General features: G+C 32.5%; 24 protein-coding genes. 13 read left to right on the top strand and 11 right to left on the bottom strand.

Annotated elements, in window-relative coordinates:
- Positions 1 to 161: 161 nt before the first annotated feature.
- Complete coding sequence (locus tag M0M57_RS00120; RefSeq protein WP_248434255.1) at positions 162 to 2429, top strand: aconitate hydratase; 2268 nt, start codon at positions 162 to 164, stop codon at positions 2427 to 2429.
- A gap of 76 nt (positions 2430 to 2505) precedes the next feature.
- Here the strand turns inward: M0M57_RS00120 and M0M57_RS00115 are convergent, their stop codons facing one another.
- The 6 genes from M0M57_RS00115 to M0M57_RS00090 form a co-directional block, all read right to left on the bottom strand.
- Positions 2506 to 3147 (bottom strand): lysophospholipid acyltransferase family protein, encoded by a 642-nt coding sequence (locus M0M57_RS00115; protein WP_248434254.1) that lies wholly within the window; start codon positions 3145 to 3147, stop codon positions 2506 to 2508.
- Positions 3148 to 4101, bottom strand: a complete 954-nt coding sequence (locus tag M0M57_RS00110) for a phosphatidate cytidylyltransferase (protein ID WP_248434253.1) — start codon at positions 4099 to 4101, stop codon at positions 3148 to 3150. It lies immediately after the preceding gene.
- Positions 4094 to 4720, bottom strand: coding sequence for a CDP-alcohol phosphatidyltransferase family protein (locus M0M57_RS00105; protein ID WP_248434252.1), 627 nt, complete (start codon positions 4718 to 4720; stop codon positions 4094 to 4096). Before M0M57_RS00105 ends, M0M57_RS00110 begins: the two co-directional genes overlap by 8 nt.
- 225 nt (positions 4721 to 4945) lie before the next feature.
- The gene (locus M0M57_RS00100; RefSeq protein ID WP_248434251.1) at positions 4946 to 5305 is read right to left on the bottom strand and encodes a hypothetical protein; all 360 of its coding nucleotides are present in this window, start codon (positions 5303 to 5305) and stop codon (positions 4946 to 4948) included.
- A gap of 71 nt (positions 5306 to 5376) precedes the next feature.
- Positions 5377 to 6102 (bottom strand): hypothetical protein, encoded by a 726-nt coding sequence (locus tag M0M57_RS00095; protein ID WP_248434250.1) that lies wholly within the window; start codon positions 6100 to 6102, stop codon positions 5377 to 5379.
- Between the two features lie 81 nt (positions 6103 to 6183).
- The gene (locus M0M57_RS00090; RefSeq protein WP_248434249.1) at positions 6184 to 7635 is read right to left on the bottom strand and encodes a glyceraldehyde-3-phosphate dehydrogenase; all 1452 of its coding nucleotides are present in this window, start codon (positions 7633 to 7635) and stop codon (positions 6184 to 6186) included.
- A gap of 265 nt (positions 7636 to 7900) precedes the next feature.
- Between M0M57_RS00090 and M0M57_RS00085 the strand changes: the two genes are divergently transcribed.
- Positions 7901 to 9235: a metal-dependent hydrolase family protein gene (locus M0M57_RS00085; RefSeq protein ID WP_248434248.1), complete on the top strand. Its 1335-nt coding sequence runs from the start codon at positions 7901 to 7903 to the stop codon at positions 9233 to 9235.
- A gap of 57 nt (positions 9236 to 9292) precedes the next feature.
- Here the strand turns inward: M0M57_RS00085 and M0M57_RS00080 are convergent, their stop codons facing one another.
- The gene (locus M0M57_RS00080) at positions 9293 to 10681 is read right to left on the bottom strand and encodes a S1C family serine protease (protein WP_248434247.1); all 1389 of its coding nucleotides are present in this window, start codon (positions 10679 to 10681) and stop codon (positions 9293 to 9295) included.
- Between the two features lie 133 nt (positions 10682 to 10814).
- Between M0M57_RS00080 and dapF the strand changes: the two genes are divergently transcribed.
- From dapF to M0M57_RS00055, 5 genes are all read left to right on the top strand, one after another.
- Positions 10815 to 11606, top strand: a complete 792-nt coding sequence (dapF, locus tag M0M57_RS00075; protein WP_248434246.1) for a diaminopimelate epimerase — start codon at positions 10815 to 10817, stop codon at positions 11604 to 11606.
- A gap of 1 nt (position 11607) precedes the next feature.
- Positions 11608 to 12138 carry a GNAT family N-acetyltransferase gene (locus tag M0M57_RS00070; RefSeq protein ID WP_248434245.1) on the top strand — a complete coding sequence of 177 codons (531 nt, stop codon included), beginning with the start codon at positions 11608 to 11610 and terminating at the stop codon, positions 12136 to 12138.
- Positions 12139 to 12148: 10 nt separating this feature from the next.
- Positions 12149 to 13189 carry an endolytic transglycosylase MltG gene (mltG, locus tag M0M57_RS00065; protein ID WP_248434244.1) on the top strand — a complete coding sequence of 347 codons (1041 nt, stop codon included), beginning with the start codon at positions 12149 to 12151 and terminating at the stop codon, positions 13187 to 13189.
- A complete protein-coding gene (locus M0M57_RS00060) occupies positions 13190 to 14095 on the top strand; it encodes a DUF2279 domain-containing protein (RefSeq protein WP_248434243.1) in 906 nt (301 codons plus the stop codon). It abuts the gene before it with no gap.
- Between the two features lie 97 nt (positions 14096 to 14192).
- Positions 14193 to 14837, top strand: coding sequence for a peptidoglycan-binding protein LysM (locus M0M57_RS00055; protein ID WP_248434242.1), 645 nt, complete (start codon positions 14193 to 14195; stop codon positions 14835 to 14837).
- 34 nt (positions 14838 to 14871) lie between these two features.
- Here the strand turns inward: M0M57_RS00055 and M0M57_RS00050 are convergent, their stop codons facing one another.
- Positions 14872 to 15231 carry a helix-turn-helix transcriptional regulator gene (locus tag M0M57_RS00050; RefSeq protein WP_248434241.1) on the bottom strand — a complete coding sequence of 120 codons (360 nt, stop codon included), beginning with the start codon at positions 15229 to 15231 and terminating at the stop codon, positions 14872 to 14874.
- A gap of 199 nt (positions 15232 to 15430) precedes the next feature.
- On the opposite strand from M0M57_RS00050, the gene M0M57_RS00045 reads away from it, so the two are divergent.
- The 6 genes from M0M57_RS00045 to M0M57_RS00020 all read left to right on the top strand — a co-directional run bounded on the left by M0M57_RS00045 (position 15431) and on the right by M0M57_RS00020 (position 22167).
- Positions 15431 to 16969 (top strand): vitamin K epoxide reductase family protein, encoded by a 1539-nt coding sequence (locus M0M57_RS00045; protein ID WP_248434240.1) that lies wholly within the window; start codon positions 15431 to 15433, stop codon positions 16967 to 16969.
- Between the two features lie 104 nt (positions 16970 to 17073).
- On the top strand, positions 17074 to 17304 hold the full coding sequence (locus tag M0M57_RS00040; RefSeq protein WP_248434239.1) for a hypothetical protein: 231 nt from the start codon (positions 17074 to 17076) through the stop codon (positions 17302 to 17304).
- Positions 17305 to 17335: 31 nt separating this feature from the next.
- Positions 17336 to 18214: a hypothetical protein gene (locus tag M0M57_RS00035; protein WP_248434238.1), complete on the top strand. Its 879-nt coding sequence runs from the start codon at positions 17336 to 17338 to the stop codon at positions 18212 to 18214.
- The gene (locus M0M57_RS00030) at positions 18169 to 18678 is read left to right on the top strand and encodes a TlpA family protein disulfide reductase (RefSeq protein ID WP_248434237.1); all 510 of its coding nucleotides are present in this window, start codon (positions 18169 to 18171) and stop codon (positions 18676 to 18678) included. The genes M0M57_RS00035 and M0M57_RS00030 overlap by 46 nt, the downstream gene beginning before the upstream one ends.
- Before the next feature lie 5 nt (positions 18679 to 18683).
- Complete coding sequence (locus M0M57_RS00025; protein WP_248434236.1) at positions 18684 to 20876, top strand: peptidase domain-containing ABC transporter; 2193 nt, start codon at positions 18684 to 18686, stop codon at positions 20874 to 20876.
- A 1-nt stretch (position 20877) separates the two neighbouring features.
- Complete coding sequence (locus M0M57_RS00020; protein WP_248434235.1) at positions 20878 to 22167, top strand: HlyD family secretion protein; 1290 nt, start codon at positions 20878 to 20880, stop codon at positions 22165 to 22167.
- A 157-nt stretch (positions 22168 to 22324) separates the two neighbouring features.
- On the opposite strand, the gene M0M57_RS00015 is transcribed toward M0M57_RS00020, so the two are convergent.
- From M0M57_RS00015 to dnaA, 3 genes are all read right to left on the bottom strand, one after another.
- Complete coding sequence (locus M0M57_RS00015) at positions 22325 to 23047, bottom strand: SAM-dependent methyltransferase (protein ID WP_248434234.1); 723 nt, start codon at positions 23045 to 23047, stop codon at positions 22325 to 22327.
- A gap of 1 nt (position 23048) precedes the next feature.
- Positions 23049 to 23513, bottom strand: coding sequence for a low molecular weight protein-tyrosine-phosphatase (locus tag M0M57_RS00010; RefSeq protein ID WP_248434233.1), 465 nt, complete (start codon positions 23511 to 23513; stop codon positions 23049 to 23051).
- Positions 23514 to 23578: 65 nt separating this feature from the next.
- The gene (dnaA, locus tag M0M57_RS00005; RefSeq protein WP_248434232.1) at positions 23579 to 25006 is read right to left on the bottom strand and encodes a chromosomal replication initiator protein DnaA; all 1428 of its coding nucleotides are present in this window, start codon (positions 25004 to 25006) and stop codon (positions 23579 to 23581) included.

The following is a 25006-nucleotide window of genomic DNA, read 5'->3' as shown; positions in this document are numbered from 1 at the left end:
TTTGTATTTTAATGGCTGAATATTGCTTTTTGTTGAAAATAATATCTAAAAAACAGAATTTCTGTAAAAAATGATTTCTAAAAGATATATTTCACTAATAATTTTACAATGTTCTAACGTTTTCGTAAATTCGCACCACAAACAAATAACACTTATTTATTATGGCATTTGATATAGAAATGATTGAAAAGGTCTATGCTAATCTAGCCGATCGTGTAGAAAAAGCACGTGAGTTAGTTGGAAGACCGCTCACCTTATCAGAAAAGATTTTATATTCTCATCTTTGGGAAGGAACTCCAACCCAAGCATTCACAAGAGGAAAAGATTATGTTGATTTTGCACCGGATCGTGTGGCGTGTCAAGATGCTACTGCTCAAATGGCGTTATTGCAATTTATGCATGCGGGAAAAAGCAAAGTGGCTGTACCAACAACCGTTCATTGTGATCACTTGATTCAAGCAAAAGTAGATGCAAAAACCGATTTAGCTCGTGCAAAACAACAAAGCAATGAAGTTTTTGATTTTCTTTCTTCTGTTTCCGATAAATACGGAATCGGATTTTGGAAACCGGGAGCAGGAATTATTCACCAAGTTGTATTAGAAAATTATGCTTTTCCGGGTGGAATGATGATTGGAACCGATTCACACACTGTAAACGCAGGTGGATTAGGAATGTTAGCCATCGGAGTAGGTGGTGCTGATGCCGTGGATGTGATGTCAGGAATGGCGTGGGAATTGAAATTTCCAAAATTAATCGGAATTAAACTAACCGGAAAATTATCAGGTTGGACAGCTCCAAAAGACGTAATTTTAAAAGTAGCCGGAATTCTTACTGTAAAAGGTGGAACCGGAGCTGTTGTAGAATATTTCGGAGAAGGTGCAACAGCAATGTCGTGTACTGGAAAAGGAACCATTTGTAACATGGGTGCAGAAATTGGAGCTACCACATCAACCTTTGGGTATGATGCTTCAATGGATCGCTATTTACGTTCAACCGGAAGACCTGATGTGGCTGATGCTGCTAACAAAGTAGCTCAACATTTAACGGCTGACCCAGAAGTTTATGCTAATCCGGAACAGTATTTTGATCAAGTAATAGAAATCAATTTATCGGAATTAGAACCACATTTAAACGGACCTTTTACACCGGATTTAGCTACGCCAATTTCTAAAATGAAAGAGGAAGCCATCAAAAACGATTGGCCTTTACGAATTGAAGTGGGATTGATTGGATCTTGTACAAACTCATCTTATGAAGATATTGCTCGTGCGGCTTCATTGGCCAAACAAGTAGCTGATAAAAACCTAAAAACTAAAGCTCAGTTTACAATCACACCGGGTTCTGAAACTGTTCGTTACACGATTGAACGTGACGGATTTATCGATACGTTTGATAAAATTGGTGCCACTGTTTTCGCTAATGCGTGCGGACCTTGTATCGGAATGTGGGATAGAGAAGGAGCAGAGAAAGAAGAACGTAACACTATCGTTCATTCCTTCAACCGAAACTTTTCTAAACGTGCCGATGGAAATCCGAATACGTTAGCATTCGTAGGTTCTCCAGAGTTGGTTACCGCTTTGGCAATTGCCGGAGATTTAGGATTTAATCCGTTAACCGATACCTTAATTAATGAAGACGGAGAAGAAGTGAGATTAGATGAACCAACCGGAGACGAATTACCTCCAAAAGGTTTTGATGCCGAAGATCCGGGTTATCAAGCTCCTGCCGAAGATGGTAGCGGAGTGCAAGTAGCGGTGAGTCCAACTTCAGAACGTTTACAATTATTGGAGCCATTTTCTCCTTGGGATGGAAAAAACATTACAAACGCAAAATTATTAATCAAAGCATTTGGAAAATGTACCACAGACCACATTTCGATGGCGGGTCCTTGGTTGCGTTTCCGTGGTCATTTGGATAATATTTCAAATAATATGTTGATTGGAGCGGTGAATGCTTTTAATCAAAAAACAAATACTGTAAAGAATCAATTAACCGGTGAATATGATGCTGTTCCAGCTGTGCAAAGAGCTTATAAAGCGGCCGGAGTTCCTTCGATTGTAGTGGGAGATCACAATTATGGAGAAGGTTCATCAAGAGAACATGCGGCTATGGAACCTCGTTTCTTGGGTGTAAAAGCGGTTTTAGTAAAATCATTTGCTCGTATTCACGAAACGAATTTGAAGAAACAAGGAATGTTGGCATTAACATTTGCTAACGAAGCTGATTATGACAAAATCCAAGAAAACGACACCATCAATTTTGTAGATTTAGTGAGTTTCACGCCTGGAAAACCTTTAACATTAGAATTCGTTCATGCTGATGGAAGTAAAGATGTGATTATTGCCAATCATTCGTACAATGAAAGCCAAATTGGTTGGTTTGTTGCCGGATCTGCTCTTAACTTAATTGCAGCTGCCGGAAAAGCTTAAATCTTAGTATGCCATTTTATAGAAAAACTCCTGAGCAATCGGGAGTTTTTTGTTTTTAAAAAAATATAAATAAATTTTAGTTAGGATGTTTTTTCATTTTTAAATTATTGAAATCTTGTTCAATTTGAGCAAGTATTTCGCTTATTTCTAAAGAAGAAATTTGGGTGGGTTCGCCAAAAGATAAAGTAGAACTATGGGGAACAATTAAATTATCATCTTTTGGCATAGCTTTACCCATTCCTGTCATATACGCAGGAATATAGTTGATGTGCGGTTTACTTTTTAAAACATATGCAACACCCGGTTTTAAAGGTTGTTGGATTTCCGGTTCGCCTCTTGTTCCTTCCGGAAAAATGATGAGCGAATAACCATCCTCAATGGCTTTAATCATTTTGTTTATCGGATCATTTTCAGGATTTTCAAGGTCTCTTTTTCGTTGAATTAATAATGTATTTACAAAATAATTGGTAAGTTTTTCTTTCAACTTTGTTTTACCGAAATGATCGGCGGCCGCAACAGGTTTAACTTTATCAATAATTTTACTTGGAATTGATGCCAAAAGGGTCATCGTATCTAAATGACTATTGTGGTTGGCAACAATGATGAATTGTTTTTCGTTCAATAGAAATTTAGCATTATCAAATTTAACCCCGACGATTAATTTCAGAAAAATTCTGACGGCAAAACTATAGGTTAATTGTAAAATTATTTTTTGCATTTAATAGGCAATGTAATAAACAAGATGAAAAAAAACTGGAGCCGTGTAAGCCAAAGAATCTATTCTATCCAAGACACCACCATGACCGGGAATCGAATTACCCATATCTTTTACACCAATATCTCGTTTGATGGATGACATCACAATATCTCCAAAGAAACCCGAAATCGCAATCATAAAACTCACAAAAATTAAATGTCCGGTTGATAAAGGTGTCAAAAATCCTAAAAAGTAACCTATAATTGTTGTACTAATTACTCCGCCAATAAATCCTTCCCACGTTTTATTGGGACTAACTTTTGGAATTATTTTGTGCTTACCTACTAATTTTCCCCAAGTAAATTGCATCACATCATTGATTTCAGTTAAAAACACCAAAAACAACAATAATCCTCTTCCGCCACTTGAAAAACCTTCAATTTCTGGAAGAGAAAGTAAATAGGCCATATGACTAATACCAAAAACGGTTAACATTAAAATCCAATGAAGTGAAGCCATCGACTTTATAATTCCGGTAGTATCTCCTTTCAAAACAAGACGTAACGGAAGAAACAAGAACATCACTATGGGAATAAAAATAATATAAGCACCATACCATCCTATAAATGCTAGATAATATTGAATTGGTATTGCAATAAAAGCCCAAAAAATTGCTCTTCTGTCAGATTGTCTAAATCCTAATACCGAATATAATTCTCTAAAAGCCATAAAGGACAATAATCCAATAGCGATATAAGAAATCGTTGTATTAATTAAAGTTGCTCCAACAAAAATTGTTGCCATTACCCACCACGATTTTGTTCTGGATTTTAGTTCAGTTAAATTGGCATTTGGTTTTAATTTTCCAATTACGAAAAACAGAATTGTTGCAAAAGTGAGAATACCAAAAATCAAAAAAACTACAATGAGCAGTTCTTTTTTTTCTATGAAATCAATCTTAATTAAATCATTCATTCTTTAAAAAAATTACAATTTTAAGCAATCTGTTCACACAAGTAATTATTAATCCAATATTCATAATTATCAATGCATAATAAAAGGCGGGGAGATACCAAATGCCAACAATACAACCCAAACAAATAAGAACCATTCGATGTTGTTTTGCCATTGGTCCACTAAAAAAATGTGGTGAATTTAATGAGGCTCCTAAAGTTCTAATGTATGCCGTAAAGATTGATAAGATAATCGCTAAATAACTAAGATGGATGCCATAAGGAAAATCCATTGTCAATAGTCCTGCACCAAAAATAATAACTGAATCACTGATTCTATCCGGAACTTCATTGAATAATCCGCCAACGACAGATTTTTTATCGTGCTCAATGGCTACCATTCCGTCTAAGAGATTCATTAACAATCTCCCTTGTATGCCCACGATTGCGATTATCATCAATACGGCATGATTATACATTAATTGACTATCGAGATAAAATACCAAGAGTGAGATTGCAGAAAACACAATACTCAATAGAGAAATAAAATTTGGGGATAAGCCATTTTTAGCACACCATGATGCAATTTTTTTAACCAACGAATTATCTCTGGTAGTGACCGGTCTTCTGTTTTGATTCATTACATTAGTCTTTTCAAAAAATTAATTTAATTAATGAAATTAGTTGACTAAAGTAATAAAATTATTAATAATGTATGAATAATTGTAAAGAATTACTCAAATTATTCATAACTAATCTATTGTAAAGTTAATAGTAGCTATTGGAAAACCTTAAATCGTAGTATGCCATTTTGTAGCAAAACTCTCTAGCAGTCGGGAGTTTTTTTATGAATATAATTTTGAATTCTATTTTCCATATACTTCAACCATTCCGTTATGCCAAAAAACTTTGTCATAATAAAATTCAATACTGGTTAGGTTGTGTTTCTTTTTAATAAAGCATTTACCAACAACTTTTGCTTCTTTTCCTAAAACAGTAAGTACTGAATTATGCTTGATTTTATTTTGTTGATAGAGCGAATATAATTTTTGAGCAATGTCTTGACGAATCGTCATTTTAGCATTGAACGTACTCACGACTACTGTACCGGTTTTGGTTTTAGCAATCAATTCCATGCTGTTCTGACCATGTTGATAGGCAACAGGTTTGTTTTGTGAATACGACAAATTACAGGTGAATAGCACCATAAATAGTAGGTTTTTCATAATAGATTCTTGGGTTAAATCTGTATTGAAATAACTCAAAAATCAAGAATCTATTGTTCTACTACTGAAATTTATTCATACGAAACAGAAATCAATTCATAATGATATTCCATCGCATAAATAGATTTTACACCATAATTGGCATTTTCAAATAAAGGAATAGGACTAACCAGTTTTGGCAATTCTTTCTGAAAAATAACAACATTCAACTGTTTATCGTCTATTTTTTCGGTTGTATCATATTGCCCAATGGTTTGTTCCTCATTTTGCCAAAGAATTTTATTTTTAGGAATAGTTTTCAGTTGAGTTGAGCCATTTGAATAAATTTCTAGTTGAGAAAAATTCTTTTTATAAGTGTAATAATAGGAACTATTTAATTTATTTTGAGGAAAATTAAATAGTTGATAGGCATAATCAGTTTCCAGAGAACTGTGATCTACTGAAAATTGAACTTTATTTTTCTTAAGATCAACCGATCCAAAAATGACTGTGTTGTGTTGAGTCATCTTTTCTAAAATCATTTTTTGATGATAAATGTTTAATTTGGTAAATGGTACAAAACCAATGATTGCTCCACTTTCGGTAGACATTTTTTCATATTCCAGATAAGGAAACATTACGTTAAACTGTGTGGTATCTGCATAAAATCCTTTTTCATCTAACCTGAAATTTGATTTTTTCTGATAAACAAACTTAATTTTTTTATAGGACTTTGGAGTTGGCTGAATTTGACTAATTGCTATAAATGGCATTATCAAAAAAAGTAGTAGTAGTAAAATGGATTTATTATCTTTCATTAGAAATATTTTAATAAATGTATAAAAAAATCCGCTTCAAACGAATAGAATGAAACGGATTTTTACGACTATATAACCTGATTAATAATAAGCGTAACGTTGCACTTTAGAAATATATTTTGCCAAACGAATTACTTGGTGACTGTAACCAAATTCGTTGTCGTACCATACGTACAGTACCACATTTTTTCCGTCGGCAGAAACAATTGTAGCATTGCTGTCATAAATCGAAGGAGCATTTGTGCCCACAATATCCGAAGAAACCAATTCGTTGTTGAGCGAATATTTAATTTGCTCTACCAATTGACCTTCTAAAGCATATTTTTTCATGATTTCATTCACTTCTTCTACCGAAGTTTCTCTGCTTACTTCCAAATTTAAAACTACCAAAGAACCATTCGGAACCGGAACTCGAATAGCATTTGACGTTAATTTTCCGGCTAAACTTGGTAAAGCTTTGGCAACAGCACTTCCAGCACCGGTTTCGGTAATAACCATATTTAACGCAGCAGCACGACCTCTGCGGTATTTATTATGCATATTGTCAACCAAATTTTGGTCATTTGTGTAGGCATGAATGGTTTCTAAATGACCTTTTACAACTCCCAACGTATCTTCAACCGCTTTTAAAATAGGAGTAATGGCATTGGTAGTACAAGAAGCCGCCGAAAAAATATCAACGTTATCAGGATTGTGCTCTTTGTGGTTCACACCATACACAATATTTGGAACTCCTTTTCCGGGAGCAGTTAACAATACTTTAGAGGTTCCTTTGGAAGTAAGATGTCTTTTCAACGCTTCTTCTGTCGTAAAAGCTCCTGTGTTATCAATAACTAAGGCATCTTCAATACCATAAGCAGTATAATCAATTTCTTCCGGTGAATTGGCAGATATAATATGAACCGTTGTTCCGTTAATTAACAGAGCATTGTTTTTTGGATCGGCTATCACAGAACCTTGAAAATCACCGTGAACCGAATCATATCGCAATAAAGAAGCTCTTTTTTCTAAAATCGTAGCATCATTTTTATCTCTTGTCACAATCGCACGAAGGCGTAATTGGTTTCCTTTTCCTGTTTTAGACATCAATTCTCTTGCCAATAAACGACCAATTCTTCCAAAACCATATAAAACAACATCTTTTGGTTTTATGGAATTTGATTCTTTTGCTTTTCGCAATTTGTCAATTACAAACGATTTGGTGTTGTGGTATTTATCATCTTCCAAGTGATATTCATATGTCAATTTACCAATATCTAATTTTGATGGTGGTAAATCCAACGACAACATTTCTCGGGCAATTTCAACCGAATCAAAAATAGAAATTGGTTTCCCAACAAATTCTCCTGCATATTCGTGCAAGTTTAAAATTTCAGATACGTTTTTGTCTATCAATTGATTGCGAAAAAGCACCATTTCGATTGATTTGTCATACCACAAATCGCTAATGATTTTGATAAATTCAACGCCGGCTCTTCTGCGGTCTGCCTGAAACGAAAGCTCTTTTTCGTATAAAGAAGGATTGTTGTTCATACTTTAAAAAATTAGTTGGTGTTGTAAAATTTTGTGCAAAAGTATAGATTTCAAACGTTTTCGTAAACTTTTTTTGAAGTTTTTTCAATTTTTTATTTGAATAAATTGATAAATCAAAATCGTCATCTGCTTTTCAAATTAAATTATAATGAAACAATTGTTAATATTCTCATGGAGAATAAAATATGATACTATTTTAACTAAATTTACTATGAATATTAATTTTTGGAAAATTTAAAATTTGTCCAACTTCATCTTTTTGATTATGAAAAAAAACATAATTCTTTTTTTATGCATTCTATTGCATTTTTCTGTTTTGGATGCTCAAAATTACATTCTCATCAATAACGTTTCCATTTTTAATGGAAAAGAATCGAAATTACTTGTTGGTAATGTATTAATCGAAAATAATCTGATAAAGACAATTTCAACAAGTCCAATTGTGACTAACAAAAGTGGAAGAACAACAATTATTGATGGAAAAGGAAAATTTTTAATGCCTGGGTTAATTGATGCTCATGCTCATATGTTGATGGATGCGATGCCTATTCAAGTATTGATGACTGCTGATTTTTCATACATTAATTTATATGCAGGAAAAGCAGCAGAACAACAATTAATGCGAGGTTTCACAAGTGTACGTGATGTGGGGGGAAATTCATTTGGGTTAAAAAGAGCCATTGATGAAGGTTTTGTTACCGGACCACGAATTTTCCCAAGTGGAGCTACAATTTCTCAATCAGGTGGTCACGGAGATTTTGGTTTTCCTACTGATGTACCTAGAAAATTTGGTCGAGATTTATCCTATATGGAAATTAATAATATGACCCAAATTGCCGATGGGCCGGATCAAGTTACGATGAGAGTTCGTGAACAGTTACGTCAAGGTGCTTCCCAAATTAAATTGATGGCGGGCGGGGGAGTGTCATCGCATTACGATCCCATTGATGTAACCCAATATTCGGAAGCCGAATTTAAAGCAGCTGTTGATGCCGCCGAAAATTGGGGAACGTATGTTACGATTCACGCCTACACTCCAAAAGCAATAACCAGAGCGATAAATGCAGGCGTAAAATGTGTAGAACACGGTCAATTAATTGATGAACCTACAGCGAAACTGATTGCAGAAAAAGGAGCTTGGTTGTGTCTTCAACCTTTTTTAGATGATGAAGATGCGAATCCTCAACCGGAAGGAAGCGAAAATAGAGCAAAACAACTTATGGTTTCTAACGGAACTGACAATGCTTATAAGTTAGCTAAAAAATACAATATAAAAGTAGCATTTGGTACCGATTGTTTATTTAATGCTAAACTTGCTGCTCGTCAAGGAGCAAAATTAGCGAAGCTAACAAAATGGTACACACCTTTTGAGGTTCTGAAAATGGCCACTTCAACCAACGGAGAATTGTTGGCTTTTTCAGGTTTACGAAGTCCATACCGTCAAGGGAAATTAGGCGTAATTGAAGAAGGAGCTTATGCCGATTTACTATTAGTGGATGGAAATCCAATAGAAAATATCAAATTAATAGAAGATCCGGAAAAGAATTTTTTATTGATAATGAAAAATGGAACAGTTTATAAAAACACATTGCCAGAATAAAAAAATCCTGCAAAATCAAATTCCGACTTTGCAGGACTACCCTAACTTTAACCTAATTTATAATATCACTCGCATTACTTGACCATTTCTGAGCATTAGTTCAACACGAACGCCTTCTTTTTCGGTTTTGCTTCCTAAGCCTCTTGAAATAGTTTCAACATCGATGGCTTTCACACCATCAATACTCAAAATGATACTTCCTTTTAATTCTTCGGCATAAGGTACCAATTTTTCATTGGTAATATCTTTGATTTTAACGCCTTGTTTTAATTTGAATCGTTGTTTATCGGCTGGTTCCAAATCTTCCAATTCCAATCCGTAAAATTCATAATTCAATAATTCTTTTTTGGTTAATTTCACCGGAATTACTAATCTTCTTCCATCACGATTCACTGTTACATTTATTTCATCATTCGGTCGTTTCGTATTTACATAACCGGAAAGTTCTGCAAACGAAGTCACATTTTGATTGTCTAATTTCAAAATCACGTCACCTGATTTGATTCCTGCTTTTTCTGCACCGGAATTTTTTGTTACTTTATTCACATAAAATCCTTGGGATTCGGTAAGATTCAATTCTTTGGAAGCTGCACCGTTTAATTCTCTTCCTTCAATGCCCAAAATTCCACGTTGAACATTTCCATATTCCATAATATCTTCGATAATTTTTCGAGTAATATTAGAAGGAACAGCAAACGAATAACCAACATAACTTCCGGTGTTTGATGAAATCATCGTATTGATTCCAACTAATTCGCCACGCGTGTTCACCAACGCACCACCACTGTTTCCGGGATTTACAACTGCATCGGTTTGAATGAACGATTGAATTCCACTTGTATCTAAATTTCTGGCTTTCGCCGAAACAATTCCGGCCGTCACAGTAGAGTTTAGGTTATATGGATTTCCAACTGCCAAAACCCATTCGCCCACTTTAACTTGATCTGAATCAGCAAAAATGGCATAAGGTAATTTTTCATCGGTTTCCACTTTAAGCAACGCAATATCCATTTTAGAATCGGTTCCAATTAATTTGGCGGGATATGTTTTTTTATTGTTTAAGGTAATTTCTAATTCAGTTGCCCCTTGAATTACGTGATTATTTGTCACCACATAACCATCTTCTGAGATAATTACGCCCGAACCGGTCCCGATTTGTTGTTGCTGTTGACCACCTCTGTGACCGTACATAAATTCAATTGGATTATAAACGGTTCGGTATGAAACATTTTTAACGTGAACAACTTGATTTAAAGCTGACCCGGCCGCTTCCGTAAAATCGACAGTTTCTGCTGAAAGGCCAACATTTTTAGTCGCAAACATCGGTGCGGTTGTCACAATGTTTTTGCTTGTAATTGAATTTTCTTCAATAAATAATTTGTACGTTCCTAACGTGATAACACCACTAAATAAGGATACTAAAAATAAATTGGTTACGTTTTTCATAGATAATCTAATTTTAGTTTATTAATGTAAATTTATATGTTTTATTGTTTCGATAAATTAGGTTTAACGCTCTTTAACAGACCTTAACTTTTCTTTAAAATAATTGTACTTTTGTATTCTATATTATTCAAAAATGACCATTCAATTTTTTAAATACCAAGGAACGGGAAACGACTTCATTATGATTGATAATCGTCAAGAAGTTTTCTCCAAAAATAATACCAAACTCATCAAACAGCTCTGCGACAGACGTTTCGGAATCGGTGCTGACGGTTTGATATTACTCGAAAATGACAAAATTTCAGATTTTAAAATGGTCTATTACAACTCGGATGGTAATGAAAGTTCGATGTGCGGAAACGGTGGCCGATGTATCGTGGCTTTTGCGAAGCAATTGAATGTCATTGATAACGAAACTACTTTTATAGCAGTGGACGGAGAACATTATGCCAAAATTTCAGTTGATGGAACAGTTTCGCTTCAAATGAAAAATGTGGATGAAATAAAAATGACTTCTGATTATGTGTTTTTGAACACCGGATCGCCTCATCATATTACGTTAGTGGACGATGTAAAATCGGTTCCTGTAAAAGAAATTGGTAGCCAAATTCGATACAGTGATTTGTATGGAAAACCGGGAAGTAATGTCAATTTTGTGGAAGCGATATCTGATTCGTTATATGCTGTCCGAACGTATGAAAGAGGAGTAGAAGATGAAACTTTATCGTGTGGAACAGGCGTTACAGCAGCAGCCATTGCGATGAATGCTATCGGAAAAACAACTTCCAACGAAATTTCATTATTAGTAGAAGGTGGCGAATTAAAAGTCACTTTTAATAAAGAAGGAAATAATTACACAGATGTTTTTCTAATCGGACCGGCAACCTTTGTTTTTGAAGGAAAAATTGAATTAGCTACGATATAAAATGAGTTCATTACAAGGAAAACACGTCTATTTAAGAGCTTTAGAACCCGATGATTTGGAGTTTGTCTATCGATTGGAAAATGACACTTCTGTGTGGGAAGTTAGTCAAACACAAATGCCATACAGTATGTTTTTAATCAAAAGTTATCTGGAAAATGCTCACAAGGATATTTACGAAGCCAAGCAATTGCGTTTAGCCATTTGTAAAAATGAAACGTTTGAAGCCATTGGTTTGATTGATTTATTTGATTTTGATCCAAAAAATAATCGAGCCGGAATTGGAATTGTCATCCAAAATCCAGAAGATAGAAGTTTAGGTTTTGGAAAAGAAGCGTTGGAATTACTCATTGCTTACGCGAAAAATTATTTGCACATTCATCAACTTTTTGCCAATATTTCTGTGACTAATTTGGCTAGTAAAACCTTATTCACTTCCTTTGGTTTTGAATTGATCGGAATAAAAAAAGATTGGATTTTTAGTGACGGAGATTATTCAGACGAAGCATTATATCAATTAATTATAAAAAAATAGTTTAGTAAAAATGAATTTTAAAAAGATAATTCTCTATATATCCTTAGTGATTTTATTGGTAGTTGCTTATTTTGGTTTTAAAGTCTATCAAATTGTTTTTACACCAAATACAAGCTTTTCGGAAGAAAAAGTAACTGTTTTTGTTCCAACAAATGCCAATTTTGAAGAAGTAAAAGCCATCGTTTCTCCATATTTAAAAGATATGGATAAGTTTGAAACCTTGGCCAATCGCAGAGGATATTCCACGGAAGTGAAAGCCGGAAAATTTGAATTAACTAAAAATATGAATACCAACTCCATTGTTTCTGCTTTGCGAAGAAGTGTTCCCGTTCGAGTAACTTTCAACAACCAAGAACGATTGGAAAATTTTGCAGGACGAATTTCTTCTCAAATTGAAGCAGATAGTATTCAGCTATTGCAAGCTTTTAAAAACCCAAAATTTTTAGAAGAAAATGGTTTTACTGAAGAAACGGTTTTTACATTATTATTGCCCAACACATTTGAATTTTACTGGGATACCTCAGCAGAAAAATTCAGAAATCAAATGGCAAAAGAATATTTTCGATTTTGGAATGATGAACGAAAAGCCAAGGCTGAAAAATTGGGTTTAACGCCAATTGAAGTTTCTATTTTAGCCTCAATCGTTCATAAAGAAACAGCAAAAGTGGAAGAAAGACCTCGAGTTGCAAAAGTTTATTTGAATCGAATGAATATTGGAATGCCTTTGCAAGCTGATCCAACGGTAATTTATGCTTATAAATTAGTAGCAAATGACTTCAATCAAGTGATCAAAAGAGTGTATTATAAACATTTGGAAGTTGAATCTCCATACAATACCTATCGAAATGCAGGCTTGCCACCCGGACCTATTTTTATGGCAGATGTCAATGCTATTGATGCCGTTTTAAATCCCGAACAACACGATTTTATTTATTTCTGTGCCAGTGTCGAACGTTTTGGTTATCACGAGTTCGCGACCACATTGGAACAACATAATGTCAACGCCAGAAAATACGCTGCTTGGTTGAATGCTCAAACTTCCGGTAACTAATTGAAAAATTCTGTTTTCATAGTTTTTATAATTTTTTTGCTATTTTCAAATAGTTCAGTTGCTCAATCTGGTTTAAATGAATTCTTAGAACCTTCCGATACCTTAAATCTAAAAAGAAGAAATTTAGTTATCGTTTCAGAAGCAGTTTTAATTTCTGCTGCTTTAATTGGATTAAACCAACTTTGGTATGCGGATTACGAAAAATCGTCCTTTCATTTTAAAAATGATAATGCTGATTGGCTTCAAATGGACAAAGCCGGACATGTGTATTCTTCCTATCATTTAGGTCGAATGAGTGCTGAAATGCTCGCTTGGAGCGGAGTTTCCAAAAAAAATCAGTTGATTTATGGTGCCGGTTATGGCTTTGTTTTTCTGACAGCCGTTGAGGTTTTTGATGGTTACTCCGCCGAATGGGGATTTTCTTGGGGTGATGTAGCTGCCAATGCTACCGGAACCGCTTTATATGTTTCTCAAGAATTAGTGTGGGATGAGCAACGGATTATTCCGAAATTCTCTTTTCATACAACCAAATACGCAATTCAACGACCGGAATTATTGGGTGAAAGTTTCAGCGAACAAATTCTGAAAGATTATAATGGTCAAACGTATTGGTTGTCAGCGAATATTCATTCGTTTGCGAAAAAATCAAAGATACCAAAATGGTTAAATTTAGCTGTTGGGTACGGAGCAGAGGACATGCTATCTTCTCAAAAAAACAATTTGTTTCTAAATGACGACAGATTTCGTCAATTCTACTTGAGTTTTGACGTTGATTTATCTAAAATTGACACCAATTCACATTTTTTAAAGACCATTTTTTCACTTTTTAATACCATCAAAATTCCAGCTCCAACGTTTGAAATCAATAGTTTAGGGAAGTCTAAATTTCACATTTTCTACTTTTAGAAAAGTTTAACTTGTTGATAGTCAATTTTCTAATAAAAATACGTATATTTGCACCGTGAAATTCAAGATGGTGACAGAGCTTGAGAAATAAACATATATGTCGAAAAAATGGTATTTTTATTCTTGTATAGCCTTGATTGTAGGCGTAATTACTACAGGTTTTAAACCATATAAATTTGAGAATTTGAATTGGTTTTATGTAAATGAATCGGATGAGGTTTTACATTACACCGTTCCCACTGCAGAAGAATTGGAATATACAAACGTAATATTCCCACAAACCGGAAAAACCTATGCCGGTTTTAAACAGGCCTTAGCTTTTAAAGAATCACAAGGAAAATATCATTTGGTAAATTCCTTTGGATATATGGGAAAATACCAATTTGGTATGGGAACATTGCGAACTATTGGTGTTCGTGATAGTCTAACATTTATGAATTCTCCAAAACTACAAGAAAAAGCATTCAACGCCTTAGCTTCGATAAACAAATGGATTCTTCGTGATGAAATTGAAAAATATGAGGGTAAAGTTATTAAAGGTGTAACAATTACCGAATCCGGATTGCTAGCTGCTGCTCACTTAGGCGGAGCAGGTTCTGTAAAGAAATTTTTAAAAAGCAACGGAAACCGAAGTATTACAGACGGTTTTGGAACTTCTATCAAAAGTTATATCAAAAAATTTGGAGGGTATGACACATCGCATATTGTGGCAAACAAAAATGCGAAAGTGAAAAGCAATTAAATATTAATATTGAAGATAAAGTTAGCAGGTTAATTTAAAATTGACCTGCTTTTTTTATTTCATTTTTTAATTTTTCGTTTTCTTCTTCGAGTTTCTTATTATATTTCAAAATAGTATCTAAAACTTCTTGAGGTATAGAAATAAATTGTATTCCAATGCTATTGTATTGAAAAGTACAATGTTCATTTTTTAAATTTGGTTGTTGACTCTCTTTTATTTCTTCAACAGTTACATCGAGTGTTTTCGCAAATCGTTGCCATTCTTCATCCGATATTGGCGATTTACCTCTTTCCTTTCTTGAATAAGTTGTTTGTTCCATAGCAATATTTGAAGCCATTTGTTCTTGAGTAAATCCTTTCGATTTTCGAGCTTGAATGAGTTTTTGATGTTCCATTATATAACTTATTTTCACAAAGATATTATTATCTCATTATGCAATATTATGCAGGAATAGGTGCATAAAAAAATCATAGGAATTTCATTTTATTTTTTTGCATGCTATTATTTTTTATTTATTTTTGAAATAACAAAGCTATTCTTACTTTTAAGATAATTTGTAGCTTTGTTAAAGTTTAAGCCAAAATGGGAATTAGATGTTAAATGTTGTTTCAAAATACTTGAATATTAATAATTATTCTGATTTAATAGATAATTTCAGAGATTTATATTTGTCTCATCCCAACTACCCAAGTCTTTATGCAATTACAGATTCTTTTGATTCTCTGAGAATTGAGAATATTGCTGCTTATGTTCCAAAAGATAAGTTTGTTGAATTGCCTCAAAAGTTTATGACCTTTTTTGGAAATGAGTTTGTTTTAGTTTCAAAGCATAACGATTTTGTTTTAATTGAATCTGATAATTTAAAAGAGTTTCAATTTAAAAAGGATGATTTTATAGTAAATTGGGATGGATTGTTTGTTGGAATTGAACCTAATGAGAAAGAATCGAAAGGTTTACATTATAATAAGACTTTTAATTATCTAAAAAATGGACTACTCGTTTTTATACCATTTCTATTACTATTATTTTTTAAAGAACTTGATATTTACAGTTTGCTAATAACTTCTGTCGTTGTGATGGGTTTTTTGCTTAGTATATTGATTGTTAATGAGAGTTTTGGTATTAATGAAAAATTAGTTTCAAACTTTTGTAATTTTAATTCATCTGTTTCGTGTAATAAAGTATTTGCTTCATCTTATTCTAAGATAAACAAATGGTTGAGTTTTATTGACTTGCCAATAATCTTTTTTGGGGCAGGATTTCTTAGTATATTTTTTGAAACAGGGATAACTAATTTGATTGGATTTATTAGTTTGTTTGCATTTCCAATAATCCTTTATACAATTTGGATTCAGAAAATTAAATTAAAAAAATGGTGTACACTTTGTTTATTGATTTCTTTTAGTTTACTTTCTTTAGGGATGTTTTTTATAATTTATTCATCAATATCTAGTTTGACATTTCAAGGTTTAATTGTATATATCTTATCAACTTTAGCGGTTAGTTTATTATGGTTTTTAATTAAAGATAATTTAGAGAAAATAAACAAACAAAGTAATGAAATTTATCAATTGAGAAAGATTAAAAGAAACTATAGTGTCTTTAATTTTTTAACGAAACCAATTTTAAATGCAGAAGCATTTAATAGTTTAAAGAAAATCAATTTGGGAAATTCGAATGCTCCAATAAAAATATGTTTATTACTAAGTCCATCATGTTTTCATTGTCATAAAATATTTAAAGATGTAATCACACTAATACAAAATAATTCTGATTCAATTACTGTGGATATTATTTTTAATATAAACCCAAATAATAAAGAAAATCCATTTAACGTTGTCGTAGAAACTTTGACAGAGATGAATATTACTAAATCAGACAAGCTTTTTGAAGCCATTTCTGATTGGCATATTCACAATTTTGAATTAGAAAAATGGAAAAATAAATGGAAAATAAACAATGTTTCTAGTGAAACTGTTAATTTGATGCATGAGTATTATGATTGGTGTTTGTTAAATAACTTTAGTTATACCCCTGTAATAATTATCAATCAAAAACTATTTCCAAAAGAATATGAACTCCAAGATTTGAACTATTTTATTACAGATTTAATAGAAGAAAATAATCATTGAAAATAATCAAAAACCATTAGATAAAAATATTCTTGCAAGAGTAGTCAGAAACTCAACTGACTTTAAAGGATTGAGGAAAAATTTAAATAAATAATTATTAGATTATGAAAAAATCAATTTTGAATTTAGAAGGGGTTACAGTTTTGAATAAAACTGAATTAAAAAAGATTGAAGGAAGCGGAAGAAGAAATTGTACATTAACTGGGAATGAACAAATAATTTACAGTGGTGGAGAAGCTGTTGGTTATTCTTGTGAATGGACATGTACTAGAACTTTTTTGGGTATTGGAATTGGAGAGGTAACTGGATGGGGAGGTTGTAGTGTTTGGGGTTAATAATTTTAGTTCTTTAATAAATAGAGGTTTTTTGAAAAATAGAAAACCTCTATTTTCTCTATTACTTTTTTTTTGTGCCCTTATAGTTTATTCTCAAACTGAAAACTATAAAATTTTAAATAAAGTGAATGAAGAACTTTTATATGATGTAAATATTGTTTTTCTAAAGAATCTAGATACAATTAAAGTTTTTAACAATGATAAAGATGGAATATTTAATATTTCATCTATAAAAGATTATGATAAGATTTGTTTTTCACATGTTAGCTTCATAAAGGTTTGTATTGAAAAGCAGAATTTAAAAAACTACAATAATGTAATTTATTTATGGCCTAAAACAGTTTCACTAGATGAAGTTGTTTTAAATCAAAAACAGAAGCAAAGATTAAATATAAATCCATTACCTTATCATGTTAATTTGTCGCATAATACTAAAATAGCTAATCTAATTAAACCAAATAAACTAGATATTAAAGACTCTTTAAGTCTAACTAAAATTAGAAGAATTAAAATAAAGCTTATTGATTTATACGGAGCTAAAAATTTAAAATACCTCCCTTTTAGATTAAAATTATTCACAACTGATGATAATTATTATTTACCAGATCAGCTTTTATATGATTTTGGAATATTGAGAAATGATTATAATAAGAATAATTGGTTTACACTGGATGTTGAAAATCTTGATATTTCTGTTCCTAAAAAGGGGGTTTTTATTGTTTTTGAGACATTGGATGATGCTGATTATCCACAACAGTTTATATCCACAAGAGAAGGAATAATATCGGCAGTTCCATCTGTTAGCACAAAAAGAAAAAGGAATGAAAAGCATAAATCATTTATATATAACTCAAATAAATTAGAATGGATTTTACAAAAAAACTTTTACTTTCAAATGTATTTAGAATAATTATTTTTTTACTTTTTGTTCATAATGTTAATTATGCACAAATAGATCCATCATTTAAGCCTAAGGAAACATATAGCTCGATTCTAAAAAAGTATGAAGGAAAAGTTATCTATGTTGATTTTTGGGCAAGTTGGTGTGCTCCTTGTAGAAAGGAGATAAAAAAAATGAAAGAGATTAAGAAAGAATATCCTCCGGAAGATGTTATATTTTTATATATAACCATGGACTTAAACAAGGAAGATTGTGAAAAAGCAATAAAAAAAGACGGTATCATTGAGTCTGATAGAAATTATTATATAATTGAAATTGAAAAGGATGAGTTATTTAAAAAAATTAAACCTAAAAACGAAATCCCATTTTATTTGATTTATAATAAAAAGGGTGAGTTGGTAAATTCTGATGCACCACGACCATCGGAAAGAGAAAAGTTATACAAAGAGATAAACAAATATCTAGCAGAATAATTTTAATGTCAAACTTTCCCTTTTACAAACAACCCGACTCAAAAGACTGCGGTCCCACCTGCCTAAAAATAATCGCCAAGCATTATGGCAAAACAATTAATATCCAAACATTACGTCAACTTTCTGAAACTACCAGAGAAGGAAGCAATTTGTTGTTATTAAGTGAAGCAGCAGAACAAATAGGCTTTAGAACATTAGGTGTAAAAGTATCCTTAGAAAAACTTAAAGAGGCTCCATTACCTTGCATACTTCATTGGAATAACAATCATTATGTAGTACTTTATAAAATAAAAAAAAGCAACTATTTTATCTCTGATCCTGCCCACGGATTAATTGAATATAACCAAGAAGATTTTTTAAAATGCTGGATTGGAAATAATGCCACTACAACCACCGAAGAAGGTATTGCCTTGCTATTAGAAACTACACCAAAGTTTTATCAAGAATCGTTTGAAAAAGAAGAAAATAAATCCTTTGGATTTCAATTTTTATTCCAATATGTTTTTAAATACAAATCTTTTCTGATTCAATTGGCTATTGGATTGTTAGCGGGTAGTTTATTGCAGCTAATTTTTCCGTTTCTTACTCAAAGTGTAGTAGATGTTGGAATTCAAAATCAAAATATACATTTTATTTATTTGGTTTTAATCGCTCAGTTGGTTTTATTTTTTGGTAAAACGGCTTTAGAATTTATTAGAAGTTGGATTTTATTGCACTTATCAACTCGTATAAATATTTCTTTGATATCTGACTTTTTTATCAAATTAATGAACTTACCCATTTCTTTTTTTGATGTGAGAATGACCGGAGATATTATGCAACGGATCAACGATCACAACCGAATCGAACGAATTCTAACCAATTCATCACTCAACGTTTTATTTTCGGTTGTGAATATGATTATCATGGGCGGTGTTTTGGCATATTATAATTTAAAAATATTTGCTGTTTTTTTCATCGGAAGTTTTTTCTATTTTTTGTGGATTATTTTATTTTTAAAAAGAAGAGAAACGCTAGATTATAAACGTTTTGCCGAGGTAAGCCAAGAGCAAAGCAAAGTAATTGAACTCATTAACGGAATGCAAGAAATCAAATTGCACAATGCCGAAAAACAAAAACGTTGGGGCTGGGAATATGTTCAAGCACGATTATTTAAAGTTTCGATGAAGAGTTTAGTGTTGGAGCAAACGCAAAACATTGGTTCCAATTTTATAAATGAACTTAAAAATATCATTATCATTTTTCTATCTGCTAAATTGGTCATAGACGGTCAAATTACCTTAGGGATGATGATGGCCATTACCGCAATTGTTGGAAATCTAAACGGACCAATTGTTCAGCTTATAAATTTTATTCGCGAAGTGCAAGATGCCAAAATATCACTTGTTCGATTGTCTGAGATACATGATAAAGAAGATGAAACGGCAAATAGTGAAAAGCAAGTAACTGAAATCCCTGAAAATGCAGACATTGTTTTAAAAGATGTTACTTTTCGCTATACCGGTTCAGATACTCAAGTATTGGAGAATCTTATTCTAACGATTCCCGCAAACAAAGTCACAGCCATTGTAGGCGTGAGTGGAAGTGGTAAAACAACGCTCATGAAACTGCTTTTAAAGTTTTATGAACCTATTTCAGGTGAAATTAATTATGCAAACTTTAATTTGAATACTATTTCCCAAAAAACTTGGCGAAGTCACATCGGTACCGTGATGCAGGAAGGTTATATTTTTAACGATACAATCGCTGGAAATATAGCTATTGGAGTTGACGTTATTGATAAAAAAAGACTGCAATATGCGAGTGATGTAGCGAATATAAAATCATTTATTGACAGTTTACCATTGGGTTACAACACAAAAATTGGAGCAGAAGGAATTGGAATGAGTACAGGTCAAAAACAACGATTACTCATCGCAAGAGCTGTTTATAAAAACCCGGAGATGTTGTTTTTTGACGAAGCTACCAGTGCTTTGGATGCTAATAATGAGAAGGAAATCATTGAAAAATTAGATTCATTTTTCAAAAACAAAACCGTCGTAATTATAGCTCATCGATTGAGTACCGTAATGAATGCAGACCAAATTGTGGTTTTAGATAAAGGAAAAATCATTGAAACTGGAACGCATAAAGAGTTGATTTCTCTCAAAGGAAATTATTATGAATTAGTTAAAAATCAACTTCAATTAGGAAATTAATATGCCTGACTATAAAGAAATAGAATTAAGAAGCGAGGAAGTACAAGAAATCTTAACACGAATACCTCATTGGATGATTCGATGGGGAAATCTCGTTATTTTAGCACTGCTACTTTCGTTATTTTTAGTCTCGTGGTTAGTTAAATATCCAGATATTATAAAAACTGACATCATTGTAACTACAACACTTCCACCGGAAAAGTTAGTAGCAAATAGTTCAGGAAGGATTGAGAAAATTCTAATTACTGACCGTCAGAAGATAGAAAAGAATACCCCGCTTGCGGTTATTGAAAATACGGCTAATTATAAAGATGTTTTTTTATTGAAAGCTCATATTGATTCGGTGAAAATAAATGCTGATGGTCTTTCGTTTCCTTTTGAAAATCTTCCTCCTTTGCAATTAGGAAATATCGAAACTGCTTTTGCTTTATTAGAGAAAGAATATTTGAACTACATCCAATATAAAGATTTAAAACCCTATTCTATTGATGGAAACGCTCAACAATATGAATCGAAACAACTCAAAGAACGTTTACAATTGTTATTAGAACAAAAAGAAATTGGTCAAACTGAATTAAGTTTAAAAAAGAAAGAATTAGAACGTTTTAAATTGTTGCATCAAAAAGGCGTGATTTCAGCACAAGAATGGGAAACCAAAAATATTGATTACCTGCAACAGGAGAAAAATATCAGAAATCTATCTTCACAAATTTCTCAAACAAAATCATCCATCAATGATTTGAATAAAAATAGTCAAAATACTCAAGTAAATAAATCAAAAGATGATATCAACCTTTACCGAAATACAATCCAAGCCTTTAATCAACTCAAAAAATCAATTTCAGATTGGGAGCAAGCATATGTTTTGCGATCCACAATAGCAGGTGAAGTAACCTTTTTGCAAGTTTGGTCAGAAAATCAATTTGTAAATATTGGTGATAATGTGTTTTCTATTATTCCTACAACTCATAAAAATTTTGTTGGAAAAGTAAAGGCACCTGCTCAAAATTCAGGAAAATTAAAAATTAATCAGGAAGTTCAAATCAGATTAGCCAATTATCCCGACAGAGAATTTGGAATTATAACAGGGAAAGTAAAATCAATTTCGTTAATTCCAGACAAGGAAGGTAATTTATTGCTTGATATTTCTTTACCCGATGGTTTGCAAACTTCATATCAAAAACAAATCAACTTTCAACAAGAAATGTCTGGAACAGCAGACATCATTACAGAAGATTTAAGATTAATCGAACGTCTTTTATATCAATTTAGGGATGTTTTTAGACGCTAATCAAGATTTTTTGAAACTTACAAGGTTGTAGGTATTTAAATTAGATTTGCTTAAAATTTGCTGAAATAATCTTTCATACTCGAATATTTTTATCATAATTTAAAATTATCTTCTATACTTGATTCTTTTTCATATGTGTCGAATAAAAAAGGACTTTCTACGATTTTTGTATAATAAAAATAGTAGGTCGGTTGTGTAAATCGACCTTTGTTTTTTTCCAGTCGTTTATAGAAAGTGTTTTAATGAATTCGGTTGGTAAAGTAATATCCGTTGCAATACAAAGTCGAGTAGAATTTTGAAGCGATTGCAAAATATCTTCTAATAATTTGTTGTTACGATAAGGAGTTTCAATAAATAGCTGAGCCTGATTTTTTTCGAACGATAATCTTTCCAAATTTTTTAAGGCTGATTTCTTTTCACTTTTATCAATTGGCAAATAGCCATTGAAGGCAAAACTTTGTCCGTTCATTCCGGAACCCATTAAAGCGAGTAGGATAGAAGATGGTCCAACCAAAGGCACTACTTGAATTCCTTTTTCGTGAGCTAATTTTACAATTACAGCTCCCGGATCGGCAACACCTGGGCAACCTGCTTCACTCATTAAACCCACATTTCTTCCTTCTAAACACGGTTTAATCATTACGTTGTGTTCTGAAATCTCGGTGTGCTTATTCAATACATTAATTCTGAGATTTGCTTGCACTTTTTCAGGATTGATCGATTTGATGAATTTACGTGCAGTTTTTTCGTTTTCCACCACATAATCATTGATGAAATCTATTGCTCTTTTTACAGTTTGCGGCAGCACATCATCAGGAGCAACTTCACCTAAAGTGGTTGGAATTAAATATAGTTTTCCTAAAAAAGTGATGGGTTTCATATTATTTCTTTTCTAAAAGCTTATTCGCAATGCTATCACAAGCCTCGTCTAACATTTCAAAAACCTGATCAAAATTACTTTGAATACCGTGGTATGGATCTGGAACATCGACATTTTCACCGGGAAAAAGTTCATCTAAAATGAGTTGAACTTTCATTTTCTCATCCTCATTTTTTGCCATTTTAATTACATCGGCATAATTATTCGTGTCCATTACATAAATATAATCATATTCTTTAAAAAAAGAAGGTTTGAATAATTTCCCACGTTGATTGGTGATATCAATTCCGTTTTTTTCTGCCGTGAGTATAGATCTTTTATCAGGTGGATTGCCAACATGCCAATGACCCGTTCCGGCGGAATCAACTAAAAAGTCATTTTTGGGAAGTTTAGAGGCCAAAATGCCTTCTGCCAATGGCGAACGGCAAATGTTTCCCAAACAAACCATTAAAATTCTAGTAGGCATAAATGTAGATACTTTAAAAATAATTTCAGTATTCAAAGGTAGTAAGAATACTGAAATTATTTTTTTTATAAGGAAAGTTTTTTGTGAATATCTTCCACAAATTTTCTAAACTGTTTATCTGTAGTAACCAAATTGTCAACGGTTTTGCATGCGTGTAAAACGGTTGCGTGATCGCGATCGCCAATTTGAGAACCAATATTTGCTAAAGAAGCCTTCGTGAATTTTTTAGCAAAAAACATCGCTAATTGTCTGGCTTGCACCACGTGACGTTTTCTGGTTTTGGATTGCAATGTATCAATGTCTAATTGAAAATAATCGGAAACTACTTTCTGAATATAATCGATAGAGATTTCTCTTTTTACATTTTTAACGAATTTCTCAACAACTCCTTTTGCTAATTCTAAGGTAACTTCTTTTTTATTGAAAGAAGATTGAGCAATTAAAGAGATGATAGCACCTTCTAATTCTCTTACATTTGATTTAATATTACGAGCAACATATTCTATAATTTCGTCAGGCATTTCTACACCATCACGATATAAAATATTTTTTAGGATTGAAATTCGTGTTTCATAATCAGGTTGGTGCAATTCTGCTGATAATCCCCATTTGAAACGAGACAACAATCGTTGTTCAATATCCTGCATGTCAACCGGAGCTTTGTCTGAGGTTAAAATAACCTGTTTTCCGTTTTGATGTAAGAAGTTAAAGATATGAAAAAATACATCTTGCGTTCCTGATTTTCCTGATAAGAACTGCACATCATCAATAATCAACACATCAATTAATTGATAAAAATGAATGAAATCATTTCGAGTATTCTTCTTAACCGAATCTATATATTGTTGTGTGAAAACTTCAGCAGAAATATATAAAACCGTTTTATCCGGATATTTATCTTTGATTTCTACGCCAATTGCATGAGCTAAGTGTGTTTTTCCTAAACCAACACCACCAAAAATTAATAATGGATTAAAAGAAGTCCCACCCGGCTTGTTGGCCACCGCCATACCGGCAGAACGGGCTAATCGGTTTGAATCTCCTTCTAAAAAGTTATCAAAGCTGTAATTGGCATTTAATTGTGATTCGATTTTTAAATTACGGATTCCCGGAATTACAAAAGGGTTTTTAAGTTCTGGACTTAGGTTTTTAAAGGGAGCGTCTACGTCTTGTGGTTTAACCGGACTACGATGGGCACTTGGCAATTGTTCCGTAAACGGTTGTTTATTGCCGTAAGTGTTTTCCATTTTAATTTTATACAGTAACTTTGCGTTTTTTCCAAGTTCTTTGGTCAAGGCCACTTTAAGTAATTTTACATAGTGTTCCTCTAACCATTCATAGAAAAATTTGCTTGGTACTTGAATGTATAAAGCATTGTCTGTGAGTTCCACTGACTTAATCGGTTCGAACCAAGTTTTGTAAGCTTGCTCCTGAATATTGTCCTTTATAAATGATAGACAGTTCTCCCATACCGATTCCGCAGTTTTGCTCAT

It is taken from the genome of Flavobacterium azooxidireducens, from assembly GCF_023195775.1.
Lineage (GTDB): Bacteria > Bacteroidota > Bacteroidia > Flavobacteriales > Flavobacteriaceae > Flavobacterium > Flavobacterium azooxidireducens.
This window is presented reverse-complemented; position numbering and strand designations above follow the sequence as displayed.

What these genes read in the sequence shown, in the direction of transcription:
- M0M57_RS00015 (WP_248434234.1), bottom strand. Translation starts at nt 23,047, where the DNA reads ATGAAACCCATCACTTTTTTAGGAAAACTATATTTAATTCCAACCACT.
- M0M57_RS00105 (WP_248434252.1), bottom strand. Translation starts at nt 4,720, where the DNA reads ATGAATCAAAACAGAAGACCGGTCACTACCAGAGATAATTCGTTGGTT.
- M0M57_RS00055 (WP_248434242.1), top strand. Translation starts at nt 14,193, where the DNA reads ATGTCGAAAAAATGGTATTTTTATTCTTGTATAGCCTTGATTGTAGGC.
- M0M57_RS00110 (WP_248434253.1), bottom strand. Translation starts at nt 4,101, where the DNA reads ATGAATGATTTAATTAAGATTGATTTCATAGAAAAAAAAGAACTGCTC.
- M0M57_RS00020 (WP_248434235.1), top strand. Translation starts at nt 20,878, where the DNA reads ATGCCTGACTATAAAGAAATAGAATTAAGAAGCGAGGAAGTACAAGAA.
- M0M57_RS00090 (WP_248434249.1), bottom strand. Translation starts at nt 7,635, where the DNA reads ATGAACAACAATCCTTCTTTATACGAAAAAGAGCTTTCGTTTCAGGCA.
- M0M57_RS00010 (WP_248434233.1), bottom strand. Translation starts at nt 23,513, where the DNA reads ATGCCTACTAGAATTTTAATGGTTTGTTTGGGAAACATTTGCCGTTCG.
- M0M57_RS00115 (WP_248434254.1), bottom strand. Translation starts at nt 3,147, where the DNA reads ATGCAAAAAATAATTTTACAATTAACCTATAGTTTTGCCGTCAGAATT.
- dapF (WP_248434246.1), top strand. Translation starts at nt 10,815, where the DNA reads ATGACCATTCAATTTTTTAAATACCAAGGAACGGGAAACGACTTCATT.
- dnaA (WP_248434232.1), bottom strand. Translation starts at nt 25,006, where the DNA reads ATGAGCAAAACTGCGGAATCGGTATGGGAGAACTGTCTATCATTTATA.
- M0M57_RS00045 (WP_248434240.1), top strand. Translation starts at nt 15,431, where the DNA reads ATGTTAAATGTTGTTTCAAAATACTTGAATATTAATAATTATTCTGAT.
- M0M57_RS00095 (WP_248434250.1), bottom strand. Translation starts at nt 6,102, where the DNA reads ATGAAAGATAATAAATCCATTTTACTACTACTACTTTTTTTGATAATG.
- mltG (WP_248434244.1), top strand. Translation starts at nt 12,149, where the DNA reads ATGAATTTTAAAAAGATAATTCTCTATATATCCTTAGTGATTTTATTG.
- M0M57_RS00080 (WP_248434247.1), bottom strand. Translation starts at nt 10,681, where the DNA reads ATGAAAAACGTAACCAATTTATTTTTAGTATCCTTATTTAGTGGTGTT.
- M0M57_RS00025 (WP_248434236.1), top strand. Translation starts at nt 18,684, where the DNA reads ATGTCAAACTTTCCCTTTTACAAACAACCCGACTCAAAAGACTGCGGT.
- M0M57_RS00040 (WP_248434239.1), top strand. Translation starts at nt 17,074, where the DNA reads ATGAAAAAATCAATTTTGAATTTAGAAGGGGTTACAGTTTTGAATAAA.
- M0M57_RS00120 (WP_248434255.1), top strand. Translation starts at nt 162, where the DNA reads ATGGCATTTGATATAGAAATGATTGAAAAGGTCTATGCTAATCTAGCC.
- M0M57_RS00100 (WP_248434251.1), bottom strand. Translation starts at nt 5,305, where the DNA reads ATGAAAAACCTACTATTTATGGTGCTATTCACCTGTAATTTGTCGTAT.
- M0M57_RS00085 (WP_248434248.1), top strand. Translation starts at nt 7,901, where the DNA reads ATGAAAAAAAACATAATTCTTTTTTTATGCATTCTATTGCATTTTTCT.
- M0M57_RS00050 (WP_248434241.1), bottom strand. Translation starts at nt 15,231, where the DNA reads ATGGAACATCAAAAACTCATTCAAGCTCGAAAATCGAAAGGATTTACT.
- M0M57_RS00070 (WP_248434245.1), top strand. Translation starts at nt 11,608, where the DNA reads ATGAGTTCATTACAAGGAAAACACGTCTATTTAAGAGCTTTAGAACCC.
- M0M57_RS00030 (WP_248434237.1), top strand. Translation starts at nt 18,169, where the DNA reads ATGGATTTTACAAAAAAACTTTTACTTTCAAATGTATTTAGAATAATT.